Annotated in this window: 23 protein-coding genes; 5 read left to right on the top strand and 18 right to left on the bottom strand. The window is 44.9% G+C overall.

Features of this window, described 5'->3' with window-relative positions:
• Positions 1–117: 117 nt before the first annotated feature.
• Positions 118–822 (bottom strand): nuclear transport factor 2 family protein, encoded by a 705-nt coding sequence (locus tag IV55_RS03245; protein ID WP_057809324.1) that lies wholly within the window; start codon positions 820–822, stop codon positions 118–120.
• A 437-nt stretch (positions 823–1,259) separates the two neighbouring features.
• Between IV55_RS03245 and IV55_RS03240 the strand changes: the two genes are divergently transcribed.
• Positions 1,260–1,595 (top strand): hypothetical protein, encoded by a 336-nt coding sequence (locus IV55_RS03240; RefSeq protein WP_057809322.1) that lies wholly within the window; start codon positions 1,260–1,262, stop codon positions 1,593–1,595.
• Positions 1,596–1,899: 304 nt separating this feature from the next.
• Here the strand turns inward: IV55_RS03240 and nagB are convergent, their stop codons facing one another.
• From nagB to murB, 7 genes are all read right to left on the bottom strand, one after another.
• Positions 1,900–2,613, bottom strand: a complete 714-nt coding sequence (gene nagB, locus IV55_RS03235) for a glucosamine-6-phosphate deaminase (RefSeq protein WP_057809320.1) — start codon at positions 2,611–2,613, stop codon at positions 1,900–1,902.
• Positions 2,614–2,772: 159 nt separating this feature from the next.
• A complete protein-coding gene (gene glmS / locus IV55_RS03230) occupies positions 2,773–4,590 on the bottom strand; it encodes a glutamine--fructose-6-phosphate transaminase (isomerizing) (RefSeq protein ID WP_057809318.1) in 1,818 nt (605 codons plus the stop codon).
• Between the two features lie 278 nt (positions 4,591–4,868).
• The gene (gene glmM / locus IV55_RS03225) at positions 4,869–6,221 is read right to left on the bottom strand and encodes a phosphoglucosamine mutase (RefSeq protein ID WP_057809316.1); all 1,353 of its coding nucleotides are present in this window, start codon (positions 6,219–6,221) and stop codon (positions 4,869–4,871) included.
• Positions 6,222–6,252: 31 nt separating this feature from the next.
• Complete coding sequence (locus tag IV55_RS03220) at positions 6,253–7,350, bottom strand: CdaR family protein (RefSeq protein ID WP_057809313.1); 1,098 nt, start codon at positions 7,348–7,350, stop codon at positions 6,253–6,255.
• Positions 7,347–8,186: a diadenylate cyclase CdaA gene (cdaA, locus tag IV55_RS03215; RefSeq protein ID WP_057809311.1), complete on the bottom strand. Its 840-nt coding sequence runs from the start codon at positions 8,184–8,186 to the stop codon at positions 7,347–7,349. The genes IV55_RS03220 and cdaA overlap by 4 nt, the downstream gene beginning before the upstream one ends.
• A gap of 61 nt (positions 8,187–8,247) precedes the next feature.
• Positions 8,248–10,395: a cation:proton antiporter gene (locus IV55_RS03210; RefSeq protein WP_057809309.1), complete on the bottom strand. Its 2,148-nt coding sequence runs from the start codon at positions 10,393–10,395 to the stop codon at positions 8,248–8,250.
• A gap of 108 nt (positions 10,396–10,503) precedes the next feature.
• On the bottom strand, positions 10,504–11,403 hold the full coding sequence (murB, locus tag IV55_RS03205; protein ID WP_057809307.1) for a UDP-N-acetylmuramate dehydrogenase: 900 nt from the start codon (positions 11,401–11,403) through the stop codon (positions 10,504–10,506).
• Between the two features lie 132 nt (positions 11,404–11,535).
• On the opposite strand from murB, the gene IV55_RS03200 reads away from it, so the two are divergent.
• A complete protein-coding gene (locus IV55_RS03200) occupies positions 11,536–12,297 on the top strand; it encodes an exodeoxyribonuclease III (protein ID WP_057809305.1) in 762 nt (253 codons plus the stop codon).
• A gap of 73 nt (positions 12,298–12,370) precedes the next feature.
• Entirely contained in the window at positions 12,371–12,904 is a 534-nt protein-coding gene (locus IV55_RS03195; protein ID WP_057809303.1) for a 3'-5' exonuclease, read from the top strand.
• Between the two features lie 559 nt (positions 12,905–13,463).
• On the opposite strand, the gene IV55_RS03190 is transcribed toward IV55_RS03195, so the two are convergent.
• The 4 genes from IV55_RS03190 to IV55_RS03175 form a co-directional block, all read right to left on the bottom strand.
• A complete protein-coding gene (locus IV55_RS03190) occupies positions 13,464–13,994 on the bottom strand; it encodes a GNAT family N-acetyltransferase (protein ID WP_057809302.1) in 531 nt (176 codons plus the stop codon).
• The gene (gene tsaE, locus IV55_RS03185; protein WP_057809300.1) at positions 13,987–14,460 is read right to left on the bottom strand and encodes a tRNA (adenosine(37)-N6)-threonylcarbamoyltransferase complex ATPase subunit type 1 TsaE; all 474 of its coding nucleotides are present in this window, start codon (positions 14,458–14,460) and stop codon (positions 13,987–13,989) included. The genes IV55_RS03190 and tsaE overlap by 8 nt, the downstream gene beginning before the upstream one ends.
• Positions 14,461–14,562: 102 nt before the next feature.
• Positions 14,563–15,540, bottom strand: a complete 978-nt coding sequence (pta, locus tag IV55_RS03180) for a phosphate acetyltransferase (protein ID WP_057809298.1) — start codon at positions 15,538–15,540, stop codon at positions 14,563–14,565.
• Positions 15,541–15,568: 28 nt separating this feature from the next.
• Entirely contained in the window at positions 15,569–16,267 is a 699-nt protein-coding gene (locus IV55_RS03175) for a uracil-DNA glycosylase (RefSeq protein ID WP_057809296.1), read from the bottom strand.
• A 152-nt stretch (positions 16,268–16,419) separates the two neighbouring features.
• Between IV55_RS03175 and IV55_RS03170 the strand changes: the two genes are divergently transcribed.
• A complete protein-coding gene (locus IV55_RS03170) occupies positions 16,420–16,968 on the top strand; it encodes an LURP-one-related/scramblase family protein (RefSeq protein ID WP_057809294.1) in 549 nt (182 codons plus the stop codon).
• A gap of 392 nt (positions 16,969–17,360) precedes the next feature.
• A complete protein-coding gene (gene apf, locus IV55_RS03165) occupies positions 17,361–17,942 on the top strand; it encodes an aggregation-promoting factor (protein ID WP_057809292.1) in 582 nt (193 codons plus the stop codon).
• 157 nt (positions 17,943–18,099) lie between these two features.
• Here apf and smpB read toward each other — a convergent pair whose 3' ends face one another.
• The 6 genes from smpB to IV55_RS03135 all read right to left on the bottom strand — a co-directional run bounded on the left by smpB (position 18,100) and on the right by IV55_RS03135 (position 24,439).
• Positions 18,100–18,570, bottom strand: a complete 471-nt coding sequence (gene smpB, locus IV55_RS03160; protein WP_057809290.1) for an SsrA-binding protein SmpB — start codon at positions 18,568–18,570, stop codon at positions 18,100–18,102.
• A gap of 32 nt (positions 18,571–18,602) precedes the next feature.
• Positions 18,603–20,978: a ribonuclease R gene (rnr, locus tag IV55_RS03155; protein WP_057809288.1), complete on the bottom strand. Its 2,376-nt coding sequence runs from the start codon at positions 20,976–20,978 to the stop codon at positions 18,603–18,605.
• 25 nt (positions 20,979–21,003) lie between these two features.
• Positions 21,004–21,771 carry an alpha/beta hydrolase gene (locus IV55_RS03150; protein ID WP_057809286.1) on the bottom strand — a complete coding sequence of 256 codons (768 nt, stop codon included), beginning with the start codon at positions 21,769–21,771 and terminating at the stop codon, positions 21,004–21,006.
• A gap of 125 nt (positions 21,772–21,896) precedes the next feature.
• A complete protein-coding gene (gene secG / locus IV55_RS03145) occupies positions 21,897–22,139 on the bottom strand; it encodes a preprotein translocase subunit SecG (RefSeq protein WP_057809285.1) in 243 nt (80 codons plus the stop codon).
• Between the two features lie 80 nt (positions 22,140–22,219).
• Positions 22,220–23,776, bottom strand: coding sequence for a ClC family H(+)/Cl(-) exchange transporter (locus IV55_RS03140; RefSeq protein WP_057809283.1), 1,557 nt, complete (start codon positions 23,774–23,776; stop codon positions 22,220–22,222).
• Positions 23,777–24,439, bottom strand: a complete 663-nt coding sequence (locus IV55_RS03135; protein WP_057809281.1) for a TetR/AcrR family transcriptional regulator — start codon at positions 24,437–24,439, stop codon at positions 23,777–23,779. It lies immediately after the preceding gene.
• Positions 24,440–24,580 lie beyond the last annotated feature (141 nt).

Raw genomic sequence — 24,580 nt, 5'->3', positions numbered from 1 at the left:
AGGGCTGCGAAGAATTCGCAAAGCCCGTAGTGGTAAGGTGTCACATCTGGTCGACGGCGAGCGAAGCGAACTTGCTAATGGCCTGGCGCTGGGGGACAAAGCCCCCCGTGAGCATAGTTAGAACATGGGATGCGCATTTGCACTGTGGTTCGGGAACGGTTGTTTTACAATCCAGTGTTCAACTAACTTGGCGCCACGAACACGGAACACGTCAACCTCTGCCACTGCGTCCGCGTCAGGTGCGTCTTTTCGCATGCAGTGCAGATAAACCAAATCATCGGATTCTGCCACGTTGACGATTGTCCGCTGGGCAACGCGTAAACTCCCCTGAGGTCCAAACAAGGGACTGTAGAAACGTGCAAACGCCTCTGCGCCGTCCGCAATACTTGGGTTATGCTGAACTAAATCAGCATCTAGATATTCCTTGGCCGCAGACGCACGATGCTGATTAAAGAACGCATTCCAAAATGCGATAACTAACTGGCGATTGGTAAATGGTTCCATATCAGGCGTGCCATCATCATTTAGTAGTTGCACACTGCCATCAAATGGCTGCGGATCATTCTCATCAAATGAAATTCCCTGCAGTGTGTGCCGATTGAAATCCATAATCACATTCATGACGCCATGTAGACCGACCCAGCTTAGCTGATAGCAACCGTCATTCAAAGTCACCAAATTAAGTGGTTGGTGATCTTGACGAATCGTATCATCACTAACGGAAACCCAAGATAAATGTTGTGGATCATCGATCACATCAATGACCTGCACGCCATTCGTCTGTTTCACTAAAATTCTACGTCCAATTAAGCTTTTGGCCATGTTTAAGCCACCCTTCTAACCGCAATTACTAAGTGTGTAAGTGCCGTCCATCGTGGAGACCCCATGCACCTAAGCCAATCATTGTTGCCAACGCTAATACTGCAATTATCGCAAGTTCAATTTCGAAGCTCATCAGATCATCTCCCTTTCTTTTGTTACCTCTATTCTACCTTTTTTTACGTCTTTTGTAACCGCTTACACTTTGAAATAGTCATCTTTTAGAACTTCTACAAAATCCGGCAAAAAGTTTATTTAATCCTATTGACAGCGCTTACATTTTTAGATAAACTCTCTTTGTAAGGTATTTAGTAATTACCTTCTAATCAATTCTCTTTCTCTCTTATGCCGGCCACCGTTGCGAAACGGTGGTTTTTGTTTTGTCTCATTCCGTGTAATAATAGGAGCACACATCATTTGAAGGGAGTTTGCTCATTATTATGGCAGAAGAACCTGCACCATTGGCGGAACCGGGTCAAGAAACACTCGATATGATCGAAGAAATTACACGTAACGACGGCACGCGGTACATGGAAATTGGTAACATGGTGCACAACGGCCGGGCTGAATATGCAGCTGAACATAAGCTGATTGGCGAAGTTCGTATCCTAAAACTAAACATCCCCCGCTCAGCGAACGTTATCAAGTATGAAGACTATATTAATCATCACTTTCTGATGCAAGGTTGGGATATGACCAGCTGGGAAGAATGGACCAAAACACCTGCTATACAGGAACTTGTTTCGGCTATCCTCAGTGAAAACCAGGTTGGTTAGTCATTCTAAAGACACCAAAAAAGGAACCGACGGGCATCGGTTCCTTTCAAGGGCCATTTAGGTTCGGTCCACCTGACTTGCAGTTGAACCATGTTCCAACACATCATTGGGGTGAATGTGCTGAAAGAGGAAGTAATTAAATGGTAATTTAAAGTTAGCACGGATTTGCATGCTTGTCTATCCGTTTTTTAATCTTTCTATTACCAAATTCAAATTTTAAATCAACAGTAACAAAAAGCCGTATCAATCGCGATCACCTGTGTGGTCACGAATTGATACGGCTTTTATTGTTCTCAATAACTTTCTAGTACTTCTTGCTCAATTTGCTTGCAGCTGCTTCATCGATAATCACGATGACATTATCATGGTTTTGTAATGCACTAGCAGGTAGGTCCGTTGTAACGGGACCTTCAATCATGCCCTTAACGGCATCTGCTTTTTCGGCACCGTAAGCCTCTAGCAAAATTTGCTTATCTTTTAAAATTGAGCCAATGCCCATTGAATAAGCTAACTTAGGAACCTCTTCTTCATTTTCAAAGAAACGTGCGTTAGCTGCAATCGTTGATTCAGTCAATTTGACTTCGTGTGTACCTGAATCAAAGGCTGTGCCAGGTTCGTTAAAACCAATGTGCCCATTACGTCCCAAGCCCAGGATACCTAAGTCGATTGGGTTATCAGCGATAACTTGATCGTAGCGTTTTGTTTCAGCAGCTGCGTCCTTATTTAAACCATCGGGCAAGTATGATTGTGCGAATGGTTTCTTGTTAAAGAAGTGTTCATGCATAAAGTAGTTATAGCTTTGTGGATGGTCAGCACCAAGACCGACGTATTCATCCAGGTTAACTGATGTTACCTTACTGAAATCAAGGTCAGAACTAGTAATTTCATCGTATGTTGAAACTGGTGTGCTACCAGTTGCTAAGCCAAATACTTTCGCGCCATTTTCCAATGCATCTTTGAATACTTGAAATCCTTGTTTCCCACCGGCAACAGCATCTTTTACGATAATAACCTTCATGATGAATCTCCTTTTTCTCTATTGGTATAGTCCAATTATAACAAGAACTCATTTTATTTCAACCCTTAACACCGTTTCGCAAAAATTTGTAACAAAAAAAGCTTGTGCTTCATCCAAAAAATCAGATCGTCGCACAAACTTTACTTGTTGTCTAAGTCTCTACTGTACCGTCACACTCTTGGCCAGGTTCCGTGGTTTATCCACATCTAGTCCCTTCAGTAAGCTCGTGTAATACGAGATCAACTGAGCAGGAATAATCGCCAGCAATGGGCTCAGTAATTCATCAATATCTTCTAACACAATATCATCATGTGCATTAGCCAGTGACTTGCTGACAATGGTCATAATATGACTACCGCGAGCAGCTGTTTCTGCCAGATTGCTTCTCGTTAAGCCGGCCGTCTTAGCTTGTGTAATAACACCAATGACTGGTGTTCCTGCCTCAATCAATGCAATTGGGCCGTGCTTCAATTCACCAGCTGCAACCCCTTCAGAATGAATGTACGTAATTTCTTTGAGTTTTAGTGAAGCCTCTAGCGATAACGCGTAGTCAATGCCACGTCCAATGTAGAAAGCATCACGTTGGTCGACAAAGTTATTTTTAGCAATTTCTTCAAAGACTTCCTTTTGATCAACTAACGCCTGAATACCATTTGCAACCAAGCCCAATTGATTAGCTAAATCAAAGTCTCGTGCAGCATCCTGTCCCAGCGTTTCACCCAGAACCTTAGCAATCACTGCCTCAACAGCAATTTGTGCGGTATAGGCCTTGGTTGAAGCAACGGCAATTTCAGGTCCGGCCTCTAAAGCCATCGTATACGTTGCTTCTCGAGACAACGTTGAATTTTGCACGTTGGTTAGTGTCAAACTATGATAGCCAGCAGCCTTAATCTGCGTTAAAACTTCTCGTGAGTCAGCTGTTTCACCACTTTGACTAAGGAAAATAAAGAATGGATGTTCTGACAGCATTGGTGTGTCATAAGCAAATTCGGATGCAACAAATGCTTCCGCTGACACATGCGCCAGCCGTTCAAATAATTTAGCACCCACTAACCCAGCATGCCAACTCGTTCCGGCAGCAACGATGTACAAGCGATCGGCAGCCTTCAAATCTGTCAACAGGGCGCCATCAATCTGTGGTTCACCATCTTCATTGAAGTATGTTTGGACGATTTTGCGCATTACTGCAGGCTGATCATCAATTTCCTTCAACATGTAATGTGGATACGTGCCTTTGTCGGCTTCACTTGCATCCATGTCTAAATGGAATGGTTCACGAGCGATATGATTGCCTTCTTCATCTTCAATATCTACGTTTCCAGGTGTTAAAATCATGATTTCGCCATCCTGCATTTCGATGAAATCATGCGTGTATTTCAACATGGCAATTGCATCTGAACAAACAACATTAAAGTCGTCACCAACACCCACAAGTAATGGACTCTTGTTTTTAGCAACATACAAAGTGTCCGGTTGTTCGCGATCCATTAACAAAAATCCATAAGCAGAGTCACCAATAAGGTACAACACCTTACGGAATGCTTCTAAAGTGGTGATGTGGTCATGTTCAACAAAGCGTGCAATCAGTTGTACCACAACTTCTGTATCTGTTTCGCTGGCCAATGTTACATCCTGTAAGTATGTTTCAGTCAACTCACGGTAGTTTTCAATGACCCCATTATGAACCAAGTAAAAACGACCATCCGCTGAAACTTGCGGATGCGCATTGGCAATACTTGGCTGACCATGAGTAGCCCAACGCGTATGCGCAATTCCAGTGCTGCCATGAACTTTACTATCGATTGCTTTAGCAAGATCTGCTACCCGACCCTTTTCTTTAACCAAGTAATCTTGACCACTTTGATCGTTTACGTAGATACCTGCTGAATCATACCCACGATACTCAAGCCGTCGTAACCCTTCCATGAGCATTGCAACTGCATTTTCGTTCCCTGTAACACCGACAATTCCACACATAGCATTCTCTCCCGTAAATCGGTATAGACTTATTTTGATTTTTATGGTTCCGATAACATGATTAATATTACGGCTTACAATATACTTTGGTCAAGCAATGAATCTAAATTGGTATACTTGCATCGCCAATATATTACGGATTGAACATCATCAATCTCGCAGGTCAACAGTGGATTATCATTTTACCAATCAAAAAAGAACATGGCATCAAAGTCAGGTTACTGTCGCCCAAACTTTGATGCCATGTTCTTTTATCAAGGGAACTGCTCTATCAATGCTTATTTAACGCCAACTTCTTCACGAACGACTGCGGCAATTTCATCCACGTAACCGTCCACAATTTCCTGCGTTGGTGCCTCAGCCATCACACGCAGCAATGGTTCAGTACCACTAGGACGCACTAACACGCGCCCGTCGCCGTTCATTTGTGTTTCAACTTTGCTAATTGCAGCCTTAATCGCTTCATTTTGTAAGGCAAGTTTTTTATCGGTTACTTTAACATTAACCAGCTTTTGTGGATATGTGTTCACTTCGGCTGCTAACTCAGATAACTTCTTACCAGTCACTTGAACAATGTACATCAGTTGCAGTGCAGTAAGCATACCGTCACCAGTGGTGTTGAAATCAAGGAAAATAACGTGCCCAGATTGTTCTCCACCAACGTTATAACCATTCTTCAACATCTCTTCAACGACGTAACGATCACCGACTTTTGTCTTCACACTATGCATGCCGTTGCCTTCTAAGGCTTTGTACAAGCCAATGTTACTCATAACTGTCGTCACAACGACGTCCTTCTTCAAACGCCCATGTTCGCTCATGTACTTACCACAGATATACATAATTTTGTCACCGTTGACGATGTTCCCAAGCTCATCAACTGCAATACACCGGTCACCATCACCATCAAAGGCAACCCCCATGTCAGCACCTTTTTCGACCACAAACTTCTGTAAGGCTTCAGGATGCGTTGAACCAACGCCATCATTGATGTTTAGTCCATTTGGTGAGGTGGCCATCGTATCAAATTCCGTATCAACATCGGCAAACACACGAGAAACAAGCTTACTGGTAGCACCGTTTGCGGCATCGACCGCAATGTGTAACCCAGTTAATTTATCTGGAATCGTCTGCGCTAGGAATTGGGTATATTTAGCAGCGCCTTCTTGATAGTCTTCCACAGTCCCAAGACCTTGTGCTGAGGGACGTGGCAACTTGTCTTCTGGGGCATCTAACAGGGTTTCAATTTCTTCTTCCAAAGCATCGAAAAGCTTAAACCCATCGCCACCAAAAAATTTAATTCCGTTATCCGCTGCCGGATTATGTGACGCCGTAATCATAACACCGGCATCAGCTTGTTGAACCCGAACCAAATAGGCAACACCAGGTGTGGTAACGACGCCAAGCTTAAGGACTTCAATTCCGACAGACAGTAATCCTGCGACAAGCGCTTCTTCTAACATCTGTCCAGAAATTCGGGTATCCCGAGCGACAAGAACCTGGGGCTGATGATCTTTTTCGGCGTGTTCAGTTAGCACGTAACCACCTGCACGTCCCAATTTAAAAGCTAATTCAGGGCTTAAATCTTGGTTTGCCACCCCGCGTACACCATCGGTTCCAAAATACTTCATTTCATTATCCTCATTTCTAATCCCAGCTAAATTAAGATGCAGCATCAGCACTGCTACTTGAAGCTGTGCTTGTATCATCGCTACTGCTTGATTGCACAGGCGCACTGCGCTCTGCAGCATTATCTGACATCGAACCATCCGTACCTTGAGTGACTTTGATCGTCACATTCGCCGTGGTTACAGAGTAACTCTTGATTCCACTAATATCCGGTGTCAATGAAATCTGTTGCTTTGTTGTACCAACCGGCAATCCAGCAACGTCAACACTAGCCGCAATACTATCCTTTAGTTTGGCGATTCCTGCCTTGGTTCCAAAAGCGGTCAGGCTAGAAACATCCCCACTAATACTGTAGCTACGATCAGCAGCCCCATTTTTAGGTTGATAATCAATCGATACCTTTTTCGAACTTTCATTCGAGGTAATCGGAATTCTGACCACTGTTGTCGCCGGTGTCATCACTACGTTTACCGTATGTCCATTAGCATCTTGTGCCTCAAGTTGTACAGTTTCACTAATGGTACTTGTTGCATTTTTAGTTAAGTTAATTGGTGCAATCACTTGAGCTACTTGATCAACTTCATCAGTCGCACCGGTTACTGTAACGTTACTTACCGAAGTTGTTGGTGTCCCCACCTCATAACCGGTTGCAAGGTTACCAGCATCATACTTAACATGCACCGGTACACGAATTGTTTTACGTTTTGCGATTGTGACCGTGATTTGCTTGGGCATAATCTGATAACTTAATTCTTTGTTAATCCCATCAGCACGCAACGAAACCGTATGCTTGCCCATCGACAAGCCTTTAAGATTGGCCTGCACGCTAAAGTTTTGCGTGTTGGACGTTGCTGTTACCAACGCTGCCGGTCCCGTTAATTTAACTTTTACACGTTCAGGATAGCCGGTCACAAAGTACTTATTTGAATTAATGTTTAGCTGCAACGGCACTGACACCGTCTTTGTCTTAGTTGATGTCAATGATGAAACTTCGCTGGTCTTTGACTGCCGTGAAAGACGTGTATTGTTATCACTCGTGCTATTGACGTAAGCAACTAACACCAACGCAAACAATAGCGCTGTTAGTCGATAAAACCAAGCACTGTTCAGGAAGCGGTTGAAATGTTTCATTTCTGACCACCCCCCTTAAAAATCCGGTTCACAATGTCCAAGAACCAGTTATGGCGTTCTGGTTCGACTGGAATCATCTGTTTACGCAAGTAGTTTAGATAATCTTCCTGCGACAAGTCCCGCATCATTTCATTGTTGCGGGTAAACATGACTTCACCAGTTTCCTCAGACACCACAACAGTTAAGGCGTCGGTCACTTCACTAATACCGACAGCGGCACGGTGCCTTGTACCCAGCTCTTTAGGAATCAAATTACTATCTGACAACGGTAAATAGGCCGTCGCCGAAGCAATCCGATTGTCTTTAATGATGACAGCACCATCATGCAACGGTGTATTTGGAATAAAAATATTAATTAATAATTCACCGGTCACATCTGCATCGATGTCAATCCCGGTCTCAATATATTCTTCCAACCCGGTCTCCATCTGAATGGAAATCAAAGCCCCAATTCGCCGTTTGCTCATGTACTGAATAGCCTTATCTAAAGCATCAATCAGCTTTTCTTCATCATCATGAGCAGCCCGTCCTCGTTGAATAAAGGATCCCCGACCAAGGCGTTCAAGTCCTTGACGAATTTCTGGCTGAAAAACAATAACTAAGGCAATGACCCCCCAGTTAATGATCTGGTCAGTCACCCAAGAAACAGTGGCTAAGCCCAAATACCAACTGGCAATTTTAATAATGATAATGACGATGATACCACGGAAAAGCATCACCGCTCTGGTGCCGCGTAACAGTAAAATCAGCTCATAGATAACGAACCAAATAACTAATATATCTAGTAAGCGAGCTGCTGTTTCCCACGTCAACCACGCGCTGGGATCAAATGACATTCGTAGGCCTCCTCAAATACAACCATAAGTATAGCAGACAACCACCGTTCCGCCTAGGTAACTAACGGGTCGCCTCAGTTTGTAAATCTTCACCGAGCATCAACACGTTTTCAGAATAATTGACGTACTGACGTAAATTTGCGGCCATCGTCGGGGTGATTCGTCCAGCATCCTGCAATTCCATTACAGCCGTTCGCTCCGCAGCTAATGCTCGTACACGCAGTTCCCGCAGATTCTCATCATACTTATGATGCCGTGGGTCTGGACTAACAGCCGGTGTACGGCGTTCAATCCGGTAGCGATAATGAACAATCAAATGATAAATACTTTGTCGTTGCTGCACTTGCTTGCGGACTTCATGGGCCTTAAAGAACTTTGATAACCGCCGAATCGCCGCTTTAGCCGTTTCACGTTCAATCAAGCTCCGTTCTTGCTTGAACCCAGCCATATCATTACCCGTCAGCAAAATGCGCACGCGCCGTAATCCATGTCGAAATAAGCGTCGCGCTGTTCGCCAAGCAGGTAATGAATCGCGACGTTGTCTTGATTCGTTACTTGCCAGACGCTGTTTGATTTGGCGCTGATAGTACCGAAAGTTCCAACTACTTGTTTTGCCATCAGCGTGTAATTCTTCCAACTGTGCCAGTTCTCCTTCTAAAGCGACCTGACGAAGCTGCCTTTCAAAATCAATCATATGCTGCACTTCCGCAGACGGTCGCGTGCGCATTTGCAAACGCCGAATGATGAATTGATAATCCAAAATCAAGTCATACGCGGCCCGTTGATTTTCAGCTCGGCGTAAGCTTTCCAATGTTCTCACAGCGGTTCTAGACAAGTAAACCTTCGCTTCGTCATTTGACATCAGCATCTTGGCCTGTTCGTCTGTCATATCCTCGTCGGCGGTTAGCTCTTCAAGACTGTCGACCTGACTACCACGAGTCAGTAGGACGGCATTTTGATTATTAACTAGCGGCAATGTAACTGCTGCAATCACTAAACTCATAACGATTACACCTGCAGCAATAAATAGAATCAACGACCGTTCTGGAAATGCCGCACCAGATTGAACGGTTGCTGGAATGGTCAACACCCCTGCCAGCGTAATGGCGCCACGAACCCCAGTCAGACCGGAAATGATAGCTGTCGCTACGGTTACCGGTTTGCCAGTGGTTACGTGACCGCGCCATTTACCCCATAAACGTCCAATCCTTGCATAGACGTAGATCCAGCCTGCTCGTAATACGAATAAAATCAGCCAAATAACGACGACATACCCAATCGCGCCTAATGTTCCAGTCGCTGGATCAGCAATCGTTTCACGCGTCGCATGCGGCAACTCGTCTCCTAGAATCACGAACACAATCCCGTTTAAAATGTAAACAATAATGTCCCAAGTACGTTCTACCAGTAACCGTTGTTCTGGTAAATCCTCCACCACACGGTTTTCCGATACATGAGCCAAAACACCTGCCGTCACGACTGCAATTACGCCAGACGCATGCACTGCTTCTGCACCAAGATAAATCACAAAAGGACTCATTAACTGTAGTACCGTGTTAAACACGGGATCATTAATCCCTGAACGTCGTAATACTTCACGTAGCATTTGTAGTGCAGTCATCCCCACAAACCCAATCACAAAGCCGATCAAACTGGTATACAAGAAATCGCCAGTGGCGGACCACAATGAAAATGTACCGGTGACAGCTGCGGCCAACGCGTATTTAAAACCAATCAATCCACTTGCATCATTGATCAGGCTCTCGCCACTGACTAAGTGAATAATTGCCGGTGGTAGCTCAACTTGTTCAGCAATTGACGTGACTGCGATCGGATCCGTTGGTGATAAAATAGCGGCCAGTGCAAACCCAACTGCCAGTGGCAATCCGGGGATCAACAAATGAAACAGCCAGCCGCCTAACACTGTCGTTAAAAACACCAACAACACCGCATTGGCCATAATTGGACCCCGCAGTGTCCATAACTCTCGTTTTGGAAATCGCCGACCATCGTTGAATAGCAATGGCGCAATAAAAAGCAGCAAAAACCAATTGGTCTCCAAGGGAATCGTAATATGAAAAATCAACGACCATAATAATCCCAGTGTCACCTGAATCAAGCTAACTGGCACCGCCGTTAAAAAATGGCTCAATACATTGGATAGTAAAACTAACACCACCAAAATAATGACCGCTTCAATAATATTCATTCGTTCAGTCGCCCCCTTTACACGTAAACTCAGTTACCTTTAATAATACAAAAAAACCGTTGAATGACCAATCACTTAGCCTGCAACGGTTCTTATAATAAGGAATGCTTAATTTTCACCAATGATGCGAACTTCAGTTTCTAAGTGCACACCAAATTTTGTAAACACCGTTTCTTGTACATGCGCGATGACTGCTAAATAGTCTGTCGCGGTCGCACCACCAACGTTGATGATGAACCCGGCATGTTTACGCGATACCTGCGCGCCACCGCTGGTGTAGCCACGCAAGTCGCTGTCAGTGATGAGCTTACCAGCAAAGTAACCAGTTGGGCGCTTGAACACAGAACCGCACGAAGGATACTCCAGTGGCTGTTTAGCAGCTCGCCGTGCGTTCAAATCATCCATCTGTGCACGAATCGTAGCTGCTTGACCAGCGGCTAACGTAAACTGTGCGCCTAACACAATGTCACCATTTTCCTGCACCAAACTGTGTCGGTACGAGAAGTCCATTACGGTCGCTGGATATGTTTTAAAGACACCATCACGCGTCAACACATCGACGCTCGTAATGATATCCTTTACCTCACCACCGTACGCGCCCGCGTTCATGAATACAGCGCCACCAACACTTCCGGGAATGCCGGCAGCAAATTCAAAACCAGTCAAATTATGCTGGTAGGCTACTTCTGTCGCTTCAATCAGGGCCGCTCCTGCATCAGCAGTCAGCACGTTATCTGTAACAGAAATAGCTTTCATAGCCGTCAAAATGAGCACAAGCCCACGAATACCACCTTCACGAACAATTAGGTTACTGGCGTTACCGATCACCGTTAGCGGCATGTCATGTTCGCGTGCAAATGTCACGAAACCAGCCGCTTCTTCACGTGTTTTAGGAAATGCTAACCAATCTGCGGGACCACCGGTTTTTGTATTTGTATAGTGGGCTAATGGTTCATTTTGCATCACCGTCAACCCAGGAAAAGTTGCTTGTAAGTCAAGTTGTTGCATGTCTCTCACCATTACTCCTTCATCAGTAGTTCAAACTCGTTTCATTTTACCACGCTTTCAGTAATTACCCGACCCCTTCTCACCGGAGTGGCTGTGGTAAAATGACTTCAGTAAGAGAAAGGATGTCTGCATATGCGGTTATTCTCATGGAACGTCAACGGCCTTCGCGCTGTTTTAAAAAAAGATTTCGAACAAACAGTACTAGATTTAAATCCTGATGCAATCTGTATCCAAGAAACGAAGATGCATGCCGGTCAAGCTGAGGTCAACCTGCCTGACTATTACCAATACTGGAATTACGCCGATCGAGCTGGCTATTCGGGTACTGCCATTTTCACTAAGCAAGAACCTTTAGCGGTCACATACGGTATCGGTGTCGATGAATTCGATCATGAAGGCCGTGTCATCACATTAGAATATAAAGATTACTACTTGATGACCAGTTACACACCAAACTCCGGACAAGCGCTCAAACGGCTGGAATTTCGCGATCATTGGGATAAGGCCTTCACCGATTATGTAACACGTTTAAACGAAAACAAGCCAGTTATCTTTTGTGGTGATCTCAATGTTGCGCACGAAACGATCGACCTAAAGAATCCCCAGTCAAATCATCACAATGCGGGCTTTACGGATACCGAACGGGAAAACTTCACAGCACTACTCAGCCGCGGTTTCACCGATAGTTTTCGCCATTTTTATCCAGACCAAACCGGCATTTATTCTTGGTGGAGCTACCGTTTTCACGCCCGCGACAACAATGCAGGCTGGCGCATCGATTACTTTGTCGTCGGCAATCAGCTTGTCGACAAACTTGTCGATGCGAAAATCCACAATGAAATTATGGGGTCAGATCACTGTCCGGTCGAACTAGAACTAACCGATTTAGGCTAATCCTTTACTTCTAATCTGAAACGACTTAAACTACTACACATTCTGAATCTACTTTATTAAGGGAGGTCTGCTCGTGAATTTTGTTGCGATGGATTTTGAAACAGCTAGCGCACAACGGCATAGCGCCTGCTCATTGGCGCTCACCGTCGTCCGTAACAATGCTGTGGTGGACGAATTTTACACGCTTATCAAACCAGACGTTGAGTTCTCATGGCGCAACACGCAAATTCACGGCATTCATGCCAGTGACGTTGCCGATGCACCAACCTTTTCAGAGGTTTGGCCGCACATTCAACAGTTTTATACCAATGATCAACTGGTTGTTGCACACAATGCACCCTTTGATAACGGTGTGCTAAAGAGTTCCCTAGACCACTTTGGGTTTGCACCTGCGCATTACTTGACTCTAGACACAGTTAAGACCAGTCGGCGCTTCTTCCCCGATTTTCCTAACCACAAATTAAATACGGTTAGTGAACGGCTGCATGTCAACTTAGAGCATCACCATAATGCGCTGGATGACAGTCTTGCTTGCGCGAACATTTTGATTTATCAAGATCAGCAATTTGGCGCGGCGGCGTTGAAGCCGTTCGTTAAATTAACCTAGACGTTTTGTTTCTGCAACGGTGAGTGTCTCCGACAAAACAGGATAACAGTGAGCTCACTGCGTTCGCAGGCGTAAAACTAGCGTACCTTGCCGTTGCGGGCTTTGCGAATCCTTCGCAGCCCTTCACTCCCGGCAGGCTAGTTTCCCGCCATCACTGTTACCCTGTTTTGACGGAGAGTGTCGCTCGCCTTGCGAGCGGCACAAACCCGTTAGCGCCAAAGTAAAAGTCAGACGTAAAAGCAAATAGCCGCTCTAACAGTCTACGTGTACGTAGCTTGTCAGAGCGGCTATTTGAGTTTGCAGTTAACTATTACTTAAAGTGAACGTTGGCCGTGACAGTCACAGTGGCGGCGAGTTTACTTCGACGTTCACTGCACTTGTGTTTTGCCCGCAAGGCGGGCAAAATACTCCTCCAGCGCCAGGTCATTAGCAATGGAGACCAGATGTAACACCGTGAACGAAGGGCTGCGAAGAATTCGCAAAGCCCGCAGTGGTAAGGTGTCGCATCTGGTCGACGGTGAGCGAAGCGAACTTGCTAATGACCTGGCGCTGGGGGACACTAATCGACCGTGTCAGCTCGATCATGGTGACGCACAGCTAGAGTCATCTTTTGCGCCGGAACCATATCACCGACGGCATTTTCGACGGTTGTGGACTCGGTAACTTTAAACCCTAGGTTACGGTACAGGCGCTTTGCGTACGTGTTTTCGAGTTGCACTGTGAGCACGATTTCCTGCAGCGTGCTAACTGTTTTAGCCCAATACAACGATTCTTCCATTAAGGCAGAACCTAATCCTTCATTCCAATATGGCTTCAAGACCGCAACCCCAATTTCAGCAACATTGGGGCCCGTTGCAAAAACACTAGCTAAGCCAATCAATTGATTACCATAATCGGCCACCATAAGATGGTTCTGTGATGAAGCCATCAATACTTCAAGCTGCGCTGCTTCATCTGCTAAAGTCACGTCACCTAATCTCGGTTCAGCGGTAAAGGTCGTCGATTCCTTCTGCAACTGTGGTAACAAAGTCAATAATGCGGCTGCATCAGCTTTTGTCGCCGGGCGAATATCTACTGTTGCTTCACTCATGTCGGTCTGCCTCCAATTGATTTAGTAGCTGTTCATAACGATTGCCATGCGCCTCAAACACAAAGTGGCGTAAGTCATCATCTGCCTCATCACGCGTCAAATGAATGACTAAGCGTGCTTCTGGGAGTTCATCAGTCACAAATGGTGACCATTCCACAACGCTCACACCATTACCATTAAAATACTCATCCAGGCCTAGTTCATCTCCACCACCATTTTCCAATCGATAAACATCCATATGGTAAAGCGGTAATTTTCCTTCCTGGTATTCGCGAATAATCGTAAACGTTGGGCTTTTAACAGGGCGTTTGATGCCTAATCCTGTTGCTAGGCCCTTGGTAAAGGTCGTTTTACCAGCACCAAGGTCACCATCCAGTAAAATAACGTCGCCTGCTTGCAAATGCGCTGCTAATTGTTGCCCTAATGCCTGCGTTTCCTCAGCGCCAATCGTTGTAATTGACTTCATGTCGTTCCCCTCATGTTTCTTAATTACTTCTATAATAACAAATCGCAATGTTAAACGGTGACAAGCCCCCTCTAACATTGCGATTTTTATTTGCTGATTCAATTAAGCCAATGATTGCGCAGCTGTAATGATTGCTACCTTGTAGACATCCTCTTCATTGGCCCCACGTGATAGATCTGACACAGGTTTGTTCAGCCCTTGCAGAATTGGTCCGATTGCTTCAAAGCCACCGAAACGCTGTGCAATTTTGTAGCCAATGTTGCCTGATTGTAATTCTGGGAAGACAAACACGGTTGCGTGACCAGCGACCTTTGAACCAGGTGCCTTTGAAGCACCAACACTTGGAACAAACGCTGCATCAAATTGTAATTCGCCATCTAAAGCTAAATCCGGTGCTTGTTCATTAGCAAGTTTTGTTGCTTCCTGAACTTTGGTAACCATGTCACCCTTAGCAGAACCCTTAGTTGAGAAACTTAGCATGGCAACTTTAGGTTCGATATCAAACACTTCAGCAGTGTGCGCAGATTCGATAGCAACTTCGGCCATCCCCGCAGCATCTAGTTCAATGTTGATGGCACAATCAGCAAAGATGTAGCGTTCAGCATCTTTTTGCATCACGAAAGCACCTGAGATTCGTTTAACACCGGGCTTTGTCTTGATAATCTGCAAAGCGGGACGCACCGTGTCACCAGTCGGGTGTACAGCACCTGAGACCATCCCATCTGCTTGGTCCATATAAACGAGCATCGTGCCAAAGTAGTTTACATCTTTTAGCCATTCAGCCAATTGTTCTCTCGTGTTCTTACCAGCACGACGTTCTTCTAAAGCATCCAGCATTGCAGTCTTTTTATCTTCTGGATACGTTGCTGGATCTAGTAACAACACACCACTCGCATCAAAGTTATTCTCAGCGGCAGTTGCTTCAACCGCCGCTGTGTCACCAAGCACGATTGGCTTGATTAAATTATCATTTGCTAACCGAATTGCGGCACCAAGTACCCGCGGATCTTCACCTTCAGGGAATACGATCGTCTTTTCTTGTCCACTAATTTTTGCTTTTAATCCGTCAAATAAATCCATTGTCATAACGCCTCCATATAATGTGTGTTTAATCTAAATCACTCATTGAAACATGCTCTGGCAATTGCCAATCAATTGGTTCCTCACCCATGGCGATCAAAGCATCGTTGGTCTTTGAAAATGGTTTTGAACCAAAGAATCCTCTGTGTGCAGATAACGGACTGGGGTGTGGCGACTGCAACACAATGTTCTTACTTAAATCAATCAGTTTTATCTTATCTCTAGCGGCTCGGCCCCACAAAATAAAGACAACTGGTTCTTCACGTTCAGACAACTTTTGAATCGCGACATCGGTTAAATGTTCCCAACCTTTATTCGCGTGGGAAAAAGCTTGCCCATCCCGTACAGTCAAAACTGAGTTAAGCAGCAATACCCCCTGCTGTGCCCAACGCTTCAAAAATCCATGATTGACCGGTGCAATGCCGAGATCACTGTCTAACTCTTTATAAATATTCTTCAACGACGGTGGTACTTGTACATCTGGCATCACAGCAAAACTGAGACCGAATGCTTGGTGTGGCCCATGATATGGATCCTGCCCTAAAATCACGACCTTAACATCAGCAAATGGCGTCCAATCAAAAGCTGTAAAGATATGCTGCATATCTGGATAGATTGTTTCTGTTTGATATTCTTGCTTCAAAAAATTATGTAACTCCTGGTAGTAAGCCTGCTCAAACTCAGGCTGTAAAACCGGCCACCAGTCATTATGAATAAACGGTTTCATTCCCAGCACCTCAAGGTTTATTGTAGCAGAATCATCCGATAAAATACATTCACAGCTACACACTTTCAGCATAAATGTAACCGCCTTCCAAAACAAGCCAACGTGGTACAATAACAGCAGGAAAACATGGTTTAGAAAGTTGGGGGCCACCAATGCGACAATTATTTATTAAGCAAACTGCTGACGTGTTAAATGGCGTTCGCCCAGTATTAGATGATCAACAGCAAACTGCTTATCTAATTTCTGGTCAGTTCGGTTGGTCACGTGCACAGATGTTGGCCACGACACCAACTGGTGAAGAACTCGCTGAGGCAAAACAACTATCTTTAGGGCTAATGCCTAAGTTTGCACTTTACTATAATGGCCGCGAGGTTGGATCCGTTGTCAGATCACTTGGCTTTTGGCGTGAAGTAATTTATATCCGCGGCTTAAATTGGGTCGTCATGGGTAATCTCGTCTCTGGTAAATATAAGATTTATCATGGCACTCACATTATCGCCAGCATGCATCCTGTTATGGGACACGATGGGCAATATGATCAATTAAGCGTCGCCAATCATTCTGCAGAACCGGTCTGTTTATTAATTGCTGCCATCATGGATCGCTGGGGTAAACAAAACGCCCGCAAGCTAGCCCACCATCGTCAGACTCGTCTCGCCCACGAAGCAAAGTTGTTAGGCCCAGAGTATCGAAACAAATAAAACCCAAAATGCCGTGAGTAACTGCTTGTCAAATTTCATCTTGAACAAGTGTTCGTTTTCGCGTCAGATCAGCGTTTGATCACCTTAAATAAAGCTTTTCAAAGCCTATCAATCGCCTGCAAAGGTTGATATGATAGGCTTTTTATTTTCCATCAGCAAATCAACTATAAACAAATCTTTAACTATTACGAAGTGTTGCAAATCCGTCGAAATATGACAATTACAGCGAAATTTGTAACCTCTGCGGTATTTCACTGTTATTTGCACCCTGTATAGTAAGCATCGTTGTTTGAAAGAGAACAACACCTCATCGCGAATCGTCGTGAGAGGTCACCAAGCGCAACGCCAACTTAGCGCGTTGCCATACAAGAAATAGGAGTGTATTTATCCATATGAAGATCAAACAAATTTTAGCTACTACTTTAAGTGCCGGTGCTTTACTTGTTGCTGGTAACGTTGTTGCAAACGCCGACTCAAACGTCACTGTTAAATCTGGTGACACTGTGTCTGCTTTAGCTTTAGAAAACAACACAACGATTGACGCTATCATCAACGCCAACCAATTGGAAAACGATGGTAACGTTATCCTTGTTGGTCAGAACCTGATCATTCCTGATGGGACTGCTACTCAAACAACTACGACACAAGCACCAGTTGCTGCAGCACAACCAGCTCAGCAAACTGCCGCACCCGTTTACCACGCACAAGCTGCTGCACCTGTTCAACAGGCCGCTGCACCTGCAGTTTCTGGCTCTGACAGTGCTGCGCAAGCTTACATCGCTGCCCGTGAATCAGGCGGTAACTACAACGCTACTAACGGTCAATACTACGGTAAATACCAATTAAGTTTAGATAAATTACATGGTGATTTATCAGCAGCTAATCAAGAACGTGTTGCTAGCCAATACGCAACTTCACGCTACGGCTCATGGGCCGGTGCCCAAGCCTTCTGGCAGTCAAACGGTTGGTGGTAATCAACCTGTTCTAAATTGAATTTCAAAAGGGATCTACGACATAAGCAATTTTGTTGTAGATCCCTTTTTTGGTCCACGTTTTTACTATTTAAGCGCACAAATCAAAAAACGTTCGGGACAGATAACTTATGTCCCAAACGCTTTTTACATTAAAACCCTAATATCGTTGTGACAAAGCGCGGTCGATATCACGCTGTTGATCACGTTTCTTCAAAGCTTCCCGTTTATCATAAGCGTGCTTACCTTGAGCAACACCAATCAGAACCTTAGCAAATCCATGTTTGATGTAAACCTTCAGTGGCACGATTGTCATCCCCTTTTGGGCGATGGCAGCTTGTAACTTACCGATTTCTCTCTTGTGCAGTAACAATTTACGTGACCGTAGTGGATCATGGTTAAACCGATTGCCAGCGGTAAATTCAGCAATATTGACGTTCATCAAGAATGCTTCGTCATTTTTAATCGAGACAAAGCCGTCCCCAATGGTAATCCGCGCGGACCGAACCGACTTTATTTCTGTACCAGTCAGTTCCATACCGGCTTCGTAGGTCTCTAAAATCGAATACTCATGCCGCGCTTTTCGGTTATTTGCCAGCGCGTCATTACTACTTTTTGGCTTCTTCGCCATGAACACGCCTCCTTTTTATCACAACTAGCTATTTATTTAGAGCGCGTATCGTGTACATTGGTTTTGCCACCCTTACCAGAGTGGTTCCGGTTGCTTTGGTAGTGGTTGAACTTCTTGCCACCATTTTTCTCGTCACGTTTCGCATTATTGTGGAAATTACGATTACCATGACTGTTGCCGCCATTGCCGTTCCGACGACCGCCATTACCACGGTTCTCATGTGGCACGCGAATGTCCGTTGTTGGTGCGGTACGTGGATCAAGAATCGTGAAGTCCACTGCTGCAGCATCCTTATCAACCTTTTCCAAATGAACCTTGATTGGTTGTCCAATTTGGAAGATGTGGTGATGCCGTGAACCGATGAGGGCTAAGTGGCTTTCATCAAAGTCGTAGAAATCATCGTTCATGTTTGAAATGTGAATTAAGCCTTCAACGGTGTTTGGCAATTCAACGAACATCCCAAATTTCAGAACAGAGCTCACCACAGCATCGAAATCTTCACCAACGTGGTCAGCCATGAATTCAGCTTTCTTCATATCGTCAGTTGCACGTTCAGTGTCAATTGAGCGGCGTTCCCGTTCAGATGTATCTTTACCAATTTGTGGTAATACATCTGCATACTTCGCCTTGGCAGCGTCAGTTGTCCCTTCTGCGTCATACCAACGAATCATTCGGTGCACCATGTCATCTGGGTACCGCCGAATTGGTGACGTGAAGTGCGTGTAGTATTCTGCACCCAGTCCAAAGTGACCGAGTGGTTGATCGGAATACTTAGCTTGCTTCATGGAACGCAACATCATTGTCTGAACCATTTGTTCCTCAGGTGTACCAGCAACTTGCTTCAACACCGTTTGTAACATCTTAGGCTTTAAGTTGTTAGGATCACCTTTAGCGTTGATGCCAAAGACATTTAAGAGATCAAAGAAGCTCTTAACTCGCTCGCCATCTGGTGTTTCATGAATCCGATACAGGAATGGCACGTGCAACTTATCGTAATGTTCTGCAACAGTTTCATTAGCAGCCAACATGAATGATTCAATCATGCGCTCTGCTAAACCACGTTCCCGTAGTTCAATATCAGTTGGGTGGCCTTGTTCGTCAACAATGATTTTTGCTTCAGGTGCATCAAAATCAATGGCACCACGGGCATGCCGCTGCTTAACTAAGATCCGGTGCAACGCACCCATATCCTCAAACATACCGACTAGGTCATCGTAGCGCTCCATAGTCTTAGCATCATGTGCTTCAAGAATCTTGTTAACGGCCTTATAGGTCATACGCGCATGACTCCGCATCAAACTCGGGTAAATCTTGTGGCTAACCACTTTCCCCGATGCATCGATTTCCATGTCACAGGTCATCGCCAGGCGTTCGACACCTTCATTTAACGAACAAATCCCGTTTGATAAACGTTTAGGTAACATTGGAATAACACGGTCAGTCAGGTATACAGAAGTTCCGCGACGGTACGCTTCTTTATCTAAAGCAGAGCCTTCCTTCACGTAATAACTAACGTCGGCAATTGACACACCAAGATGGTAGTTACCATTATCAAGCTTTTCTACAACAACAGCATCATCCAAATCTTTACTTTCAATGCTGTCGATCGTCACTAATGGTTGGTCAGTGATATCAATACGGCCAGCTTTATCAGCCTCCTGAACAGTATCGGGAATGGCATTTGCTTCATCTAAAACTTCCTGAGGAAATTCAGATGGTACATCATGCGCATAAACAATCTGTAAAATATCAATTCCTGGTTCATCAGCATTCCCGATGACCTTTTTAGCGAGTCCACTCATTAATTGTGGTGCCATGTCAGTTGGATATTCAGTTACATCTGCAGTTACAACTTCCCCGTCAACAGGATGTAACCCAGCATCCAACACGTTAAATGTGTAACTGCCAAGCTTCTTATCTTTCAGTAAAACCTCACCAATGACAGATGGGAGCTTAGAATCGCGCTTTGCTCGGAATTCACCGACCACTTGAACATAGTGATGGTCAACAATCTTCGTCACTTCACCTTCAGGTCCACGATCTGAGCCTTTTTTGGAGGGACGCAAAATTTTCATTTGGACAGTATCACCAGTCATCGCATGCATCGTGTGATCAGGGTTGATGTACGCATCTGGTTGTTCCTCGTCGTAAGCGACGAAACCAAATCCTTTATCGTTACCGTGAAAAATACCTTCTAATTGCGCAGCAGGTTGTACTAATGCCCACTTGCTGTTGTCTGTTACGGCTACCTTGCCATTCCGCTCTAAGCCAGCCAAGGCTTGTACCGTTAATGTAAATTCATTTTCAGGCAACCCTAGCGCTGTACTGATTTCAGCCGCAGCGTAGGCGCCATCTTGATGTTCACCTAGGTAGTCTAAAATTTGTTGCTGTAAATTACTATCAGTCATAATTCCCTCAATTTCATTGTTATGTTTATTTATCAAATAAAGTTGTTAAAAATGCCAAAACATCTTGTTCTAGCTGCTTGTGCGCAGTATTAACCGTCAGTACATGGCCGGCACCGGGATATATCTTAAACGTGACGTGCTTTTCAAGTTCTGTTAGCCGCTGTGCCACAGCAGTACCAGTTCCAGAATCAATCATTTCATCAGCCGTTCCCTGTCCGACAAAGAATGGTGTATGAATCAACGACAAATTAGCCGCCACTTCATCATGAGCAAAATCCTGAATCTCCTGTAGTTGTTTGGGCTGACGCTCTTGTAACCAAAGCAGGCGGTTCTGGATTTGCGCTTGATCCAAATTTTGACGTGCGTACACTTTTTGACTCAATGCCAAAAAACTTTGCGGTACATTAGTTGTTCCAACACGAATCACAGGTGATGCAAAGGTCCCACCGCCTAGAAGCTCTGGGTCTAGTTCCAACAGTCGTGTGGCAAATAACCCGCCCATTGATAAACCGAAAACAGCGATATCGTGATACCCGCGTGTCCGTAGCATTGCAAGTGCCGTCTGGGCATCAGCTAACCACTGTGGCACATTACCTGCTGTCAAAATATCACTCGGCTCCAGCGTCCCATGACCAGTAAAAATTGGTGCCGATACTGTATATCCTGCTCGTGCAAGCGCGCGCGCAAGCATTCCCATATCATTGCTGCTCCCCGCATAGGCGTGCAACAGTAAAACTGCTTTGGGACCTGCTTCAATAAACAGTGGCTCTGGTTGTCTAAAATGAACTGTCATGCGTGTTCCTCCCACTTGACGGTACTAAAAAAGGCCGGGTTTTCGCCCAGCCTTAGTCACACAAACAGAAAGTGACCCCAGGTCACTTTCACCGCCTATATCAATCGCTTACCGTTAATCACTATCTATTTATGTGAAGATAGGTACACTAACGCCAAGGCGATGCCAAAGAACAAAATGCCCAGGACTACTGTAACCCGCTGCATAAAGCCTTCAAAGCCGCGTGACTTTTGTTGAGCAAATAAGTCGTTTGCACCGCCGCCAGATAAGGCGCCCAAAGCGTCATCCGTTTTCGTGGGTTGCATCATGACTGCAATGATAATGATGATCGCAATTACAATCAGTGCGGTTAATAAGAAATTGTACAAAACGTTTCCTCCCATTCAAATCGTGCGGTATGTCTAAATAAATTTAACATAATTCACTACTGATTGCTAGTTTTTACCAACTAATCACCGGTTCGCACATCGGGCTGTTCCGACATTTCAGCAACCTGTTTGCGAATCAACGCTTGCTCATGATGTTGTACTTCTAACACCAATGTATCCCCAGCACGTAACACAGTGTCACCTCGTGGAATCAGTGTTTGTTCACCGCGCGTCACTTCGATTAAAAGTGACTGCGCTGGCCATTTGAATTCGCGCACTTGATGACCTGCTAAAAAGGATGCTTCAAACACTGGCACTTCCAATCGATCCGTGTAACTGTGCTTTTGAATTGCTTGTGGCGTCACCATCCGCTCTAACAGCGTCGCATAAATTGGTGCACCGCCACACAGATCAACAGTGATATAGGCGACCAAACTGACAACTGCAAGTGGCATGAGGTGTTTCAAAGAACCCACCATTTCTGTGATCAACAAGATGGCCGTAAATGGTGCCTTACCGATTCCAGCAAAGTACCCTGCCATGGCGGTTATTACCAAATTTGTGACATAGCCGGCCGATAAAACACCCAGCACCACCATCACGTGACCGTACAATGCACCAATAACTGCACCTAAAGTCAAAATTGGCAGAAAGATGCCACCTGGCAAACCAGATCCATAGGCCACCATCGAAAACACAAAGCGGATGACAAACACAAGCAATAACATACCTGTACCCAATTGCCACTGTGATAAATGCAAAATTACGCTGTTGCCACCACCCAAAAGGTCAGTAAACCACCAGGCGACGGGGAGCGTTAACAACATCGCAACGATGCCATGTAAATAACGCGGTAACGGTAAATATGCATACCATTGTGGCAGTCGTAGTAAAACGACCTGATACAATCTGCCCAATAAGCCCAGCAGTACACCAAGTCCAAGCAACAGCCAGTATTTCGTCAATGGTAATGGCGCTGTATAGACCATATGTAAGACCGGCGTTTGTCCAAAAATCACCATCGAAACAAAATTTGCCATGACTGCACTCGTTAGTGAGGTTAACCAGACCAACGGTGAAAAATTGTGATAGATTTCCTCCAAAACAAACAGTGTGCTCGCAATTGGTGCGTTAAACGCTGCCGCAAGTCCTGCTGCTGCGCCACTTGCAATCGCGACGCGGCGTTGCGCACCAGACTTCTGCGTTAAGTGTGCATAGCCATCACCAACAGTCGCACCTAGCTGAATCGAAGGTCCCTCACGCCCTAGCATCAGTCCAGAACCAATCGCCAACACACCACCGACAAACTTTTTCCATAACGTTGTCCACCATGGAAAATCAAATTCACCAGCCAGTTGTCCTTCAACTTGCGGAATCCCCGAGCCAGAAATCTGTGGGCTGGTTTTTACAAGTAATCCAATCACGCCGCCAACAATTATTATCACAATAATAGCAACAATCAGTAAAAGTGGCTGCTTATGCAGTACCCCGACAGCAGATTTAACCAACAGTAGACCATGTTCAATACTCCAACGAAACAAACTGACCACAACACCTGTAATCAGTCCAACTATTAGGCCAGTAATAACCGTATTTACTCGTGTAAAATCAAGTTCACTTTTTTTCACGAGTCTCACCTACAAGAAGGTCCGGTTATATTCATTAACAAAATATTCAATGATTAACCGAACCGGTTGGTCGTTAACAGTTGTGATATAAGTTGGCATTAGTAATTGCGCCTTTTTCATTTCAAAGTAATCTAACAGAACCGTTTTTAAATTCAAATTATTGCGCAGTAAAAACTGCCGCTCAATTAGGCTACGAATCATAACGCGATCCTGCAAGATAATGACTGGCCATTCCCGTTGTTGAAAAAAGCCGCGTTCGACGCCTGCCTCATAGTACGTGACCGCCTGATTTTGTTGCTGCGCCAATGCATCCTGCAGATTACGATAATCAGCGTCATCTGTCATTCGCAGGTCTTGCAGAAATTGATCCGAAATTGTCCGTGCTAACGTTAATGATTGGTCAAACAGCATTTGTAATTGCCGATAAAAGCTGGCATCATCGCCGGTCAGCTGTGGCAAATCCAGTTGTTCTATGTAATCAAGATAACTACGCACTGCTGCGTGTAAAACATCTTCCTTAGACGTGAAGTATTTATATGCCGTCCGACGTGAGACGCCCATAACTTTAATTAAGTCATTCATCGTAAGCCGTGCAAACCCATCCCGGTTAAACACAACCATAATTCGTTCCAATAGTTCCTGTCGCTTTGCAAGCTCCTTTTGTGTGGCCATCTCCCCACCCCCGAATTAGAGTATAGGTCAACACAGTAGACAGATATACGTTACTTTGTTTCTTTTGAACTTTCTTAATAACAGAGAGTGAGCTGCCCCGGATAAGCCCCGAGCAATTGCAAAGACGGTGATTGTGGGCGT

This window comes from Furfurilactobacillus siliginis, assembly GCF_001437435.1.
GTDB classification, from domain to species: Bacteria; Bacillota; Bacilli; order Lactobacillales; family Lactobacillaceae; genus Furfurilactobacillus; species Furfurilactobacillus siliginis.
Note: the sequence above shows the minus strand (reverse complement) of the source record. Positions and strands in the feature narration are given on the sequence as shown.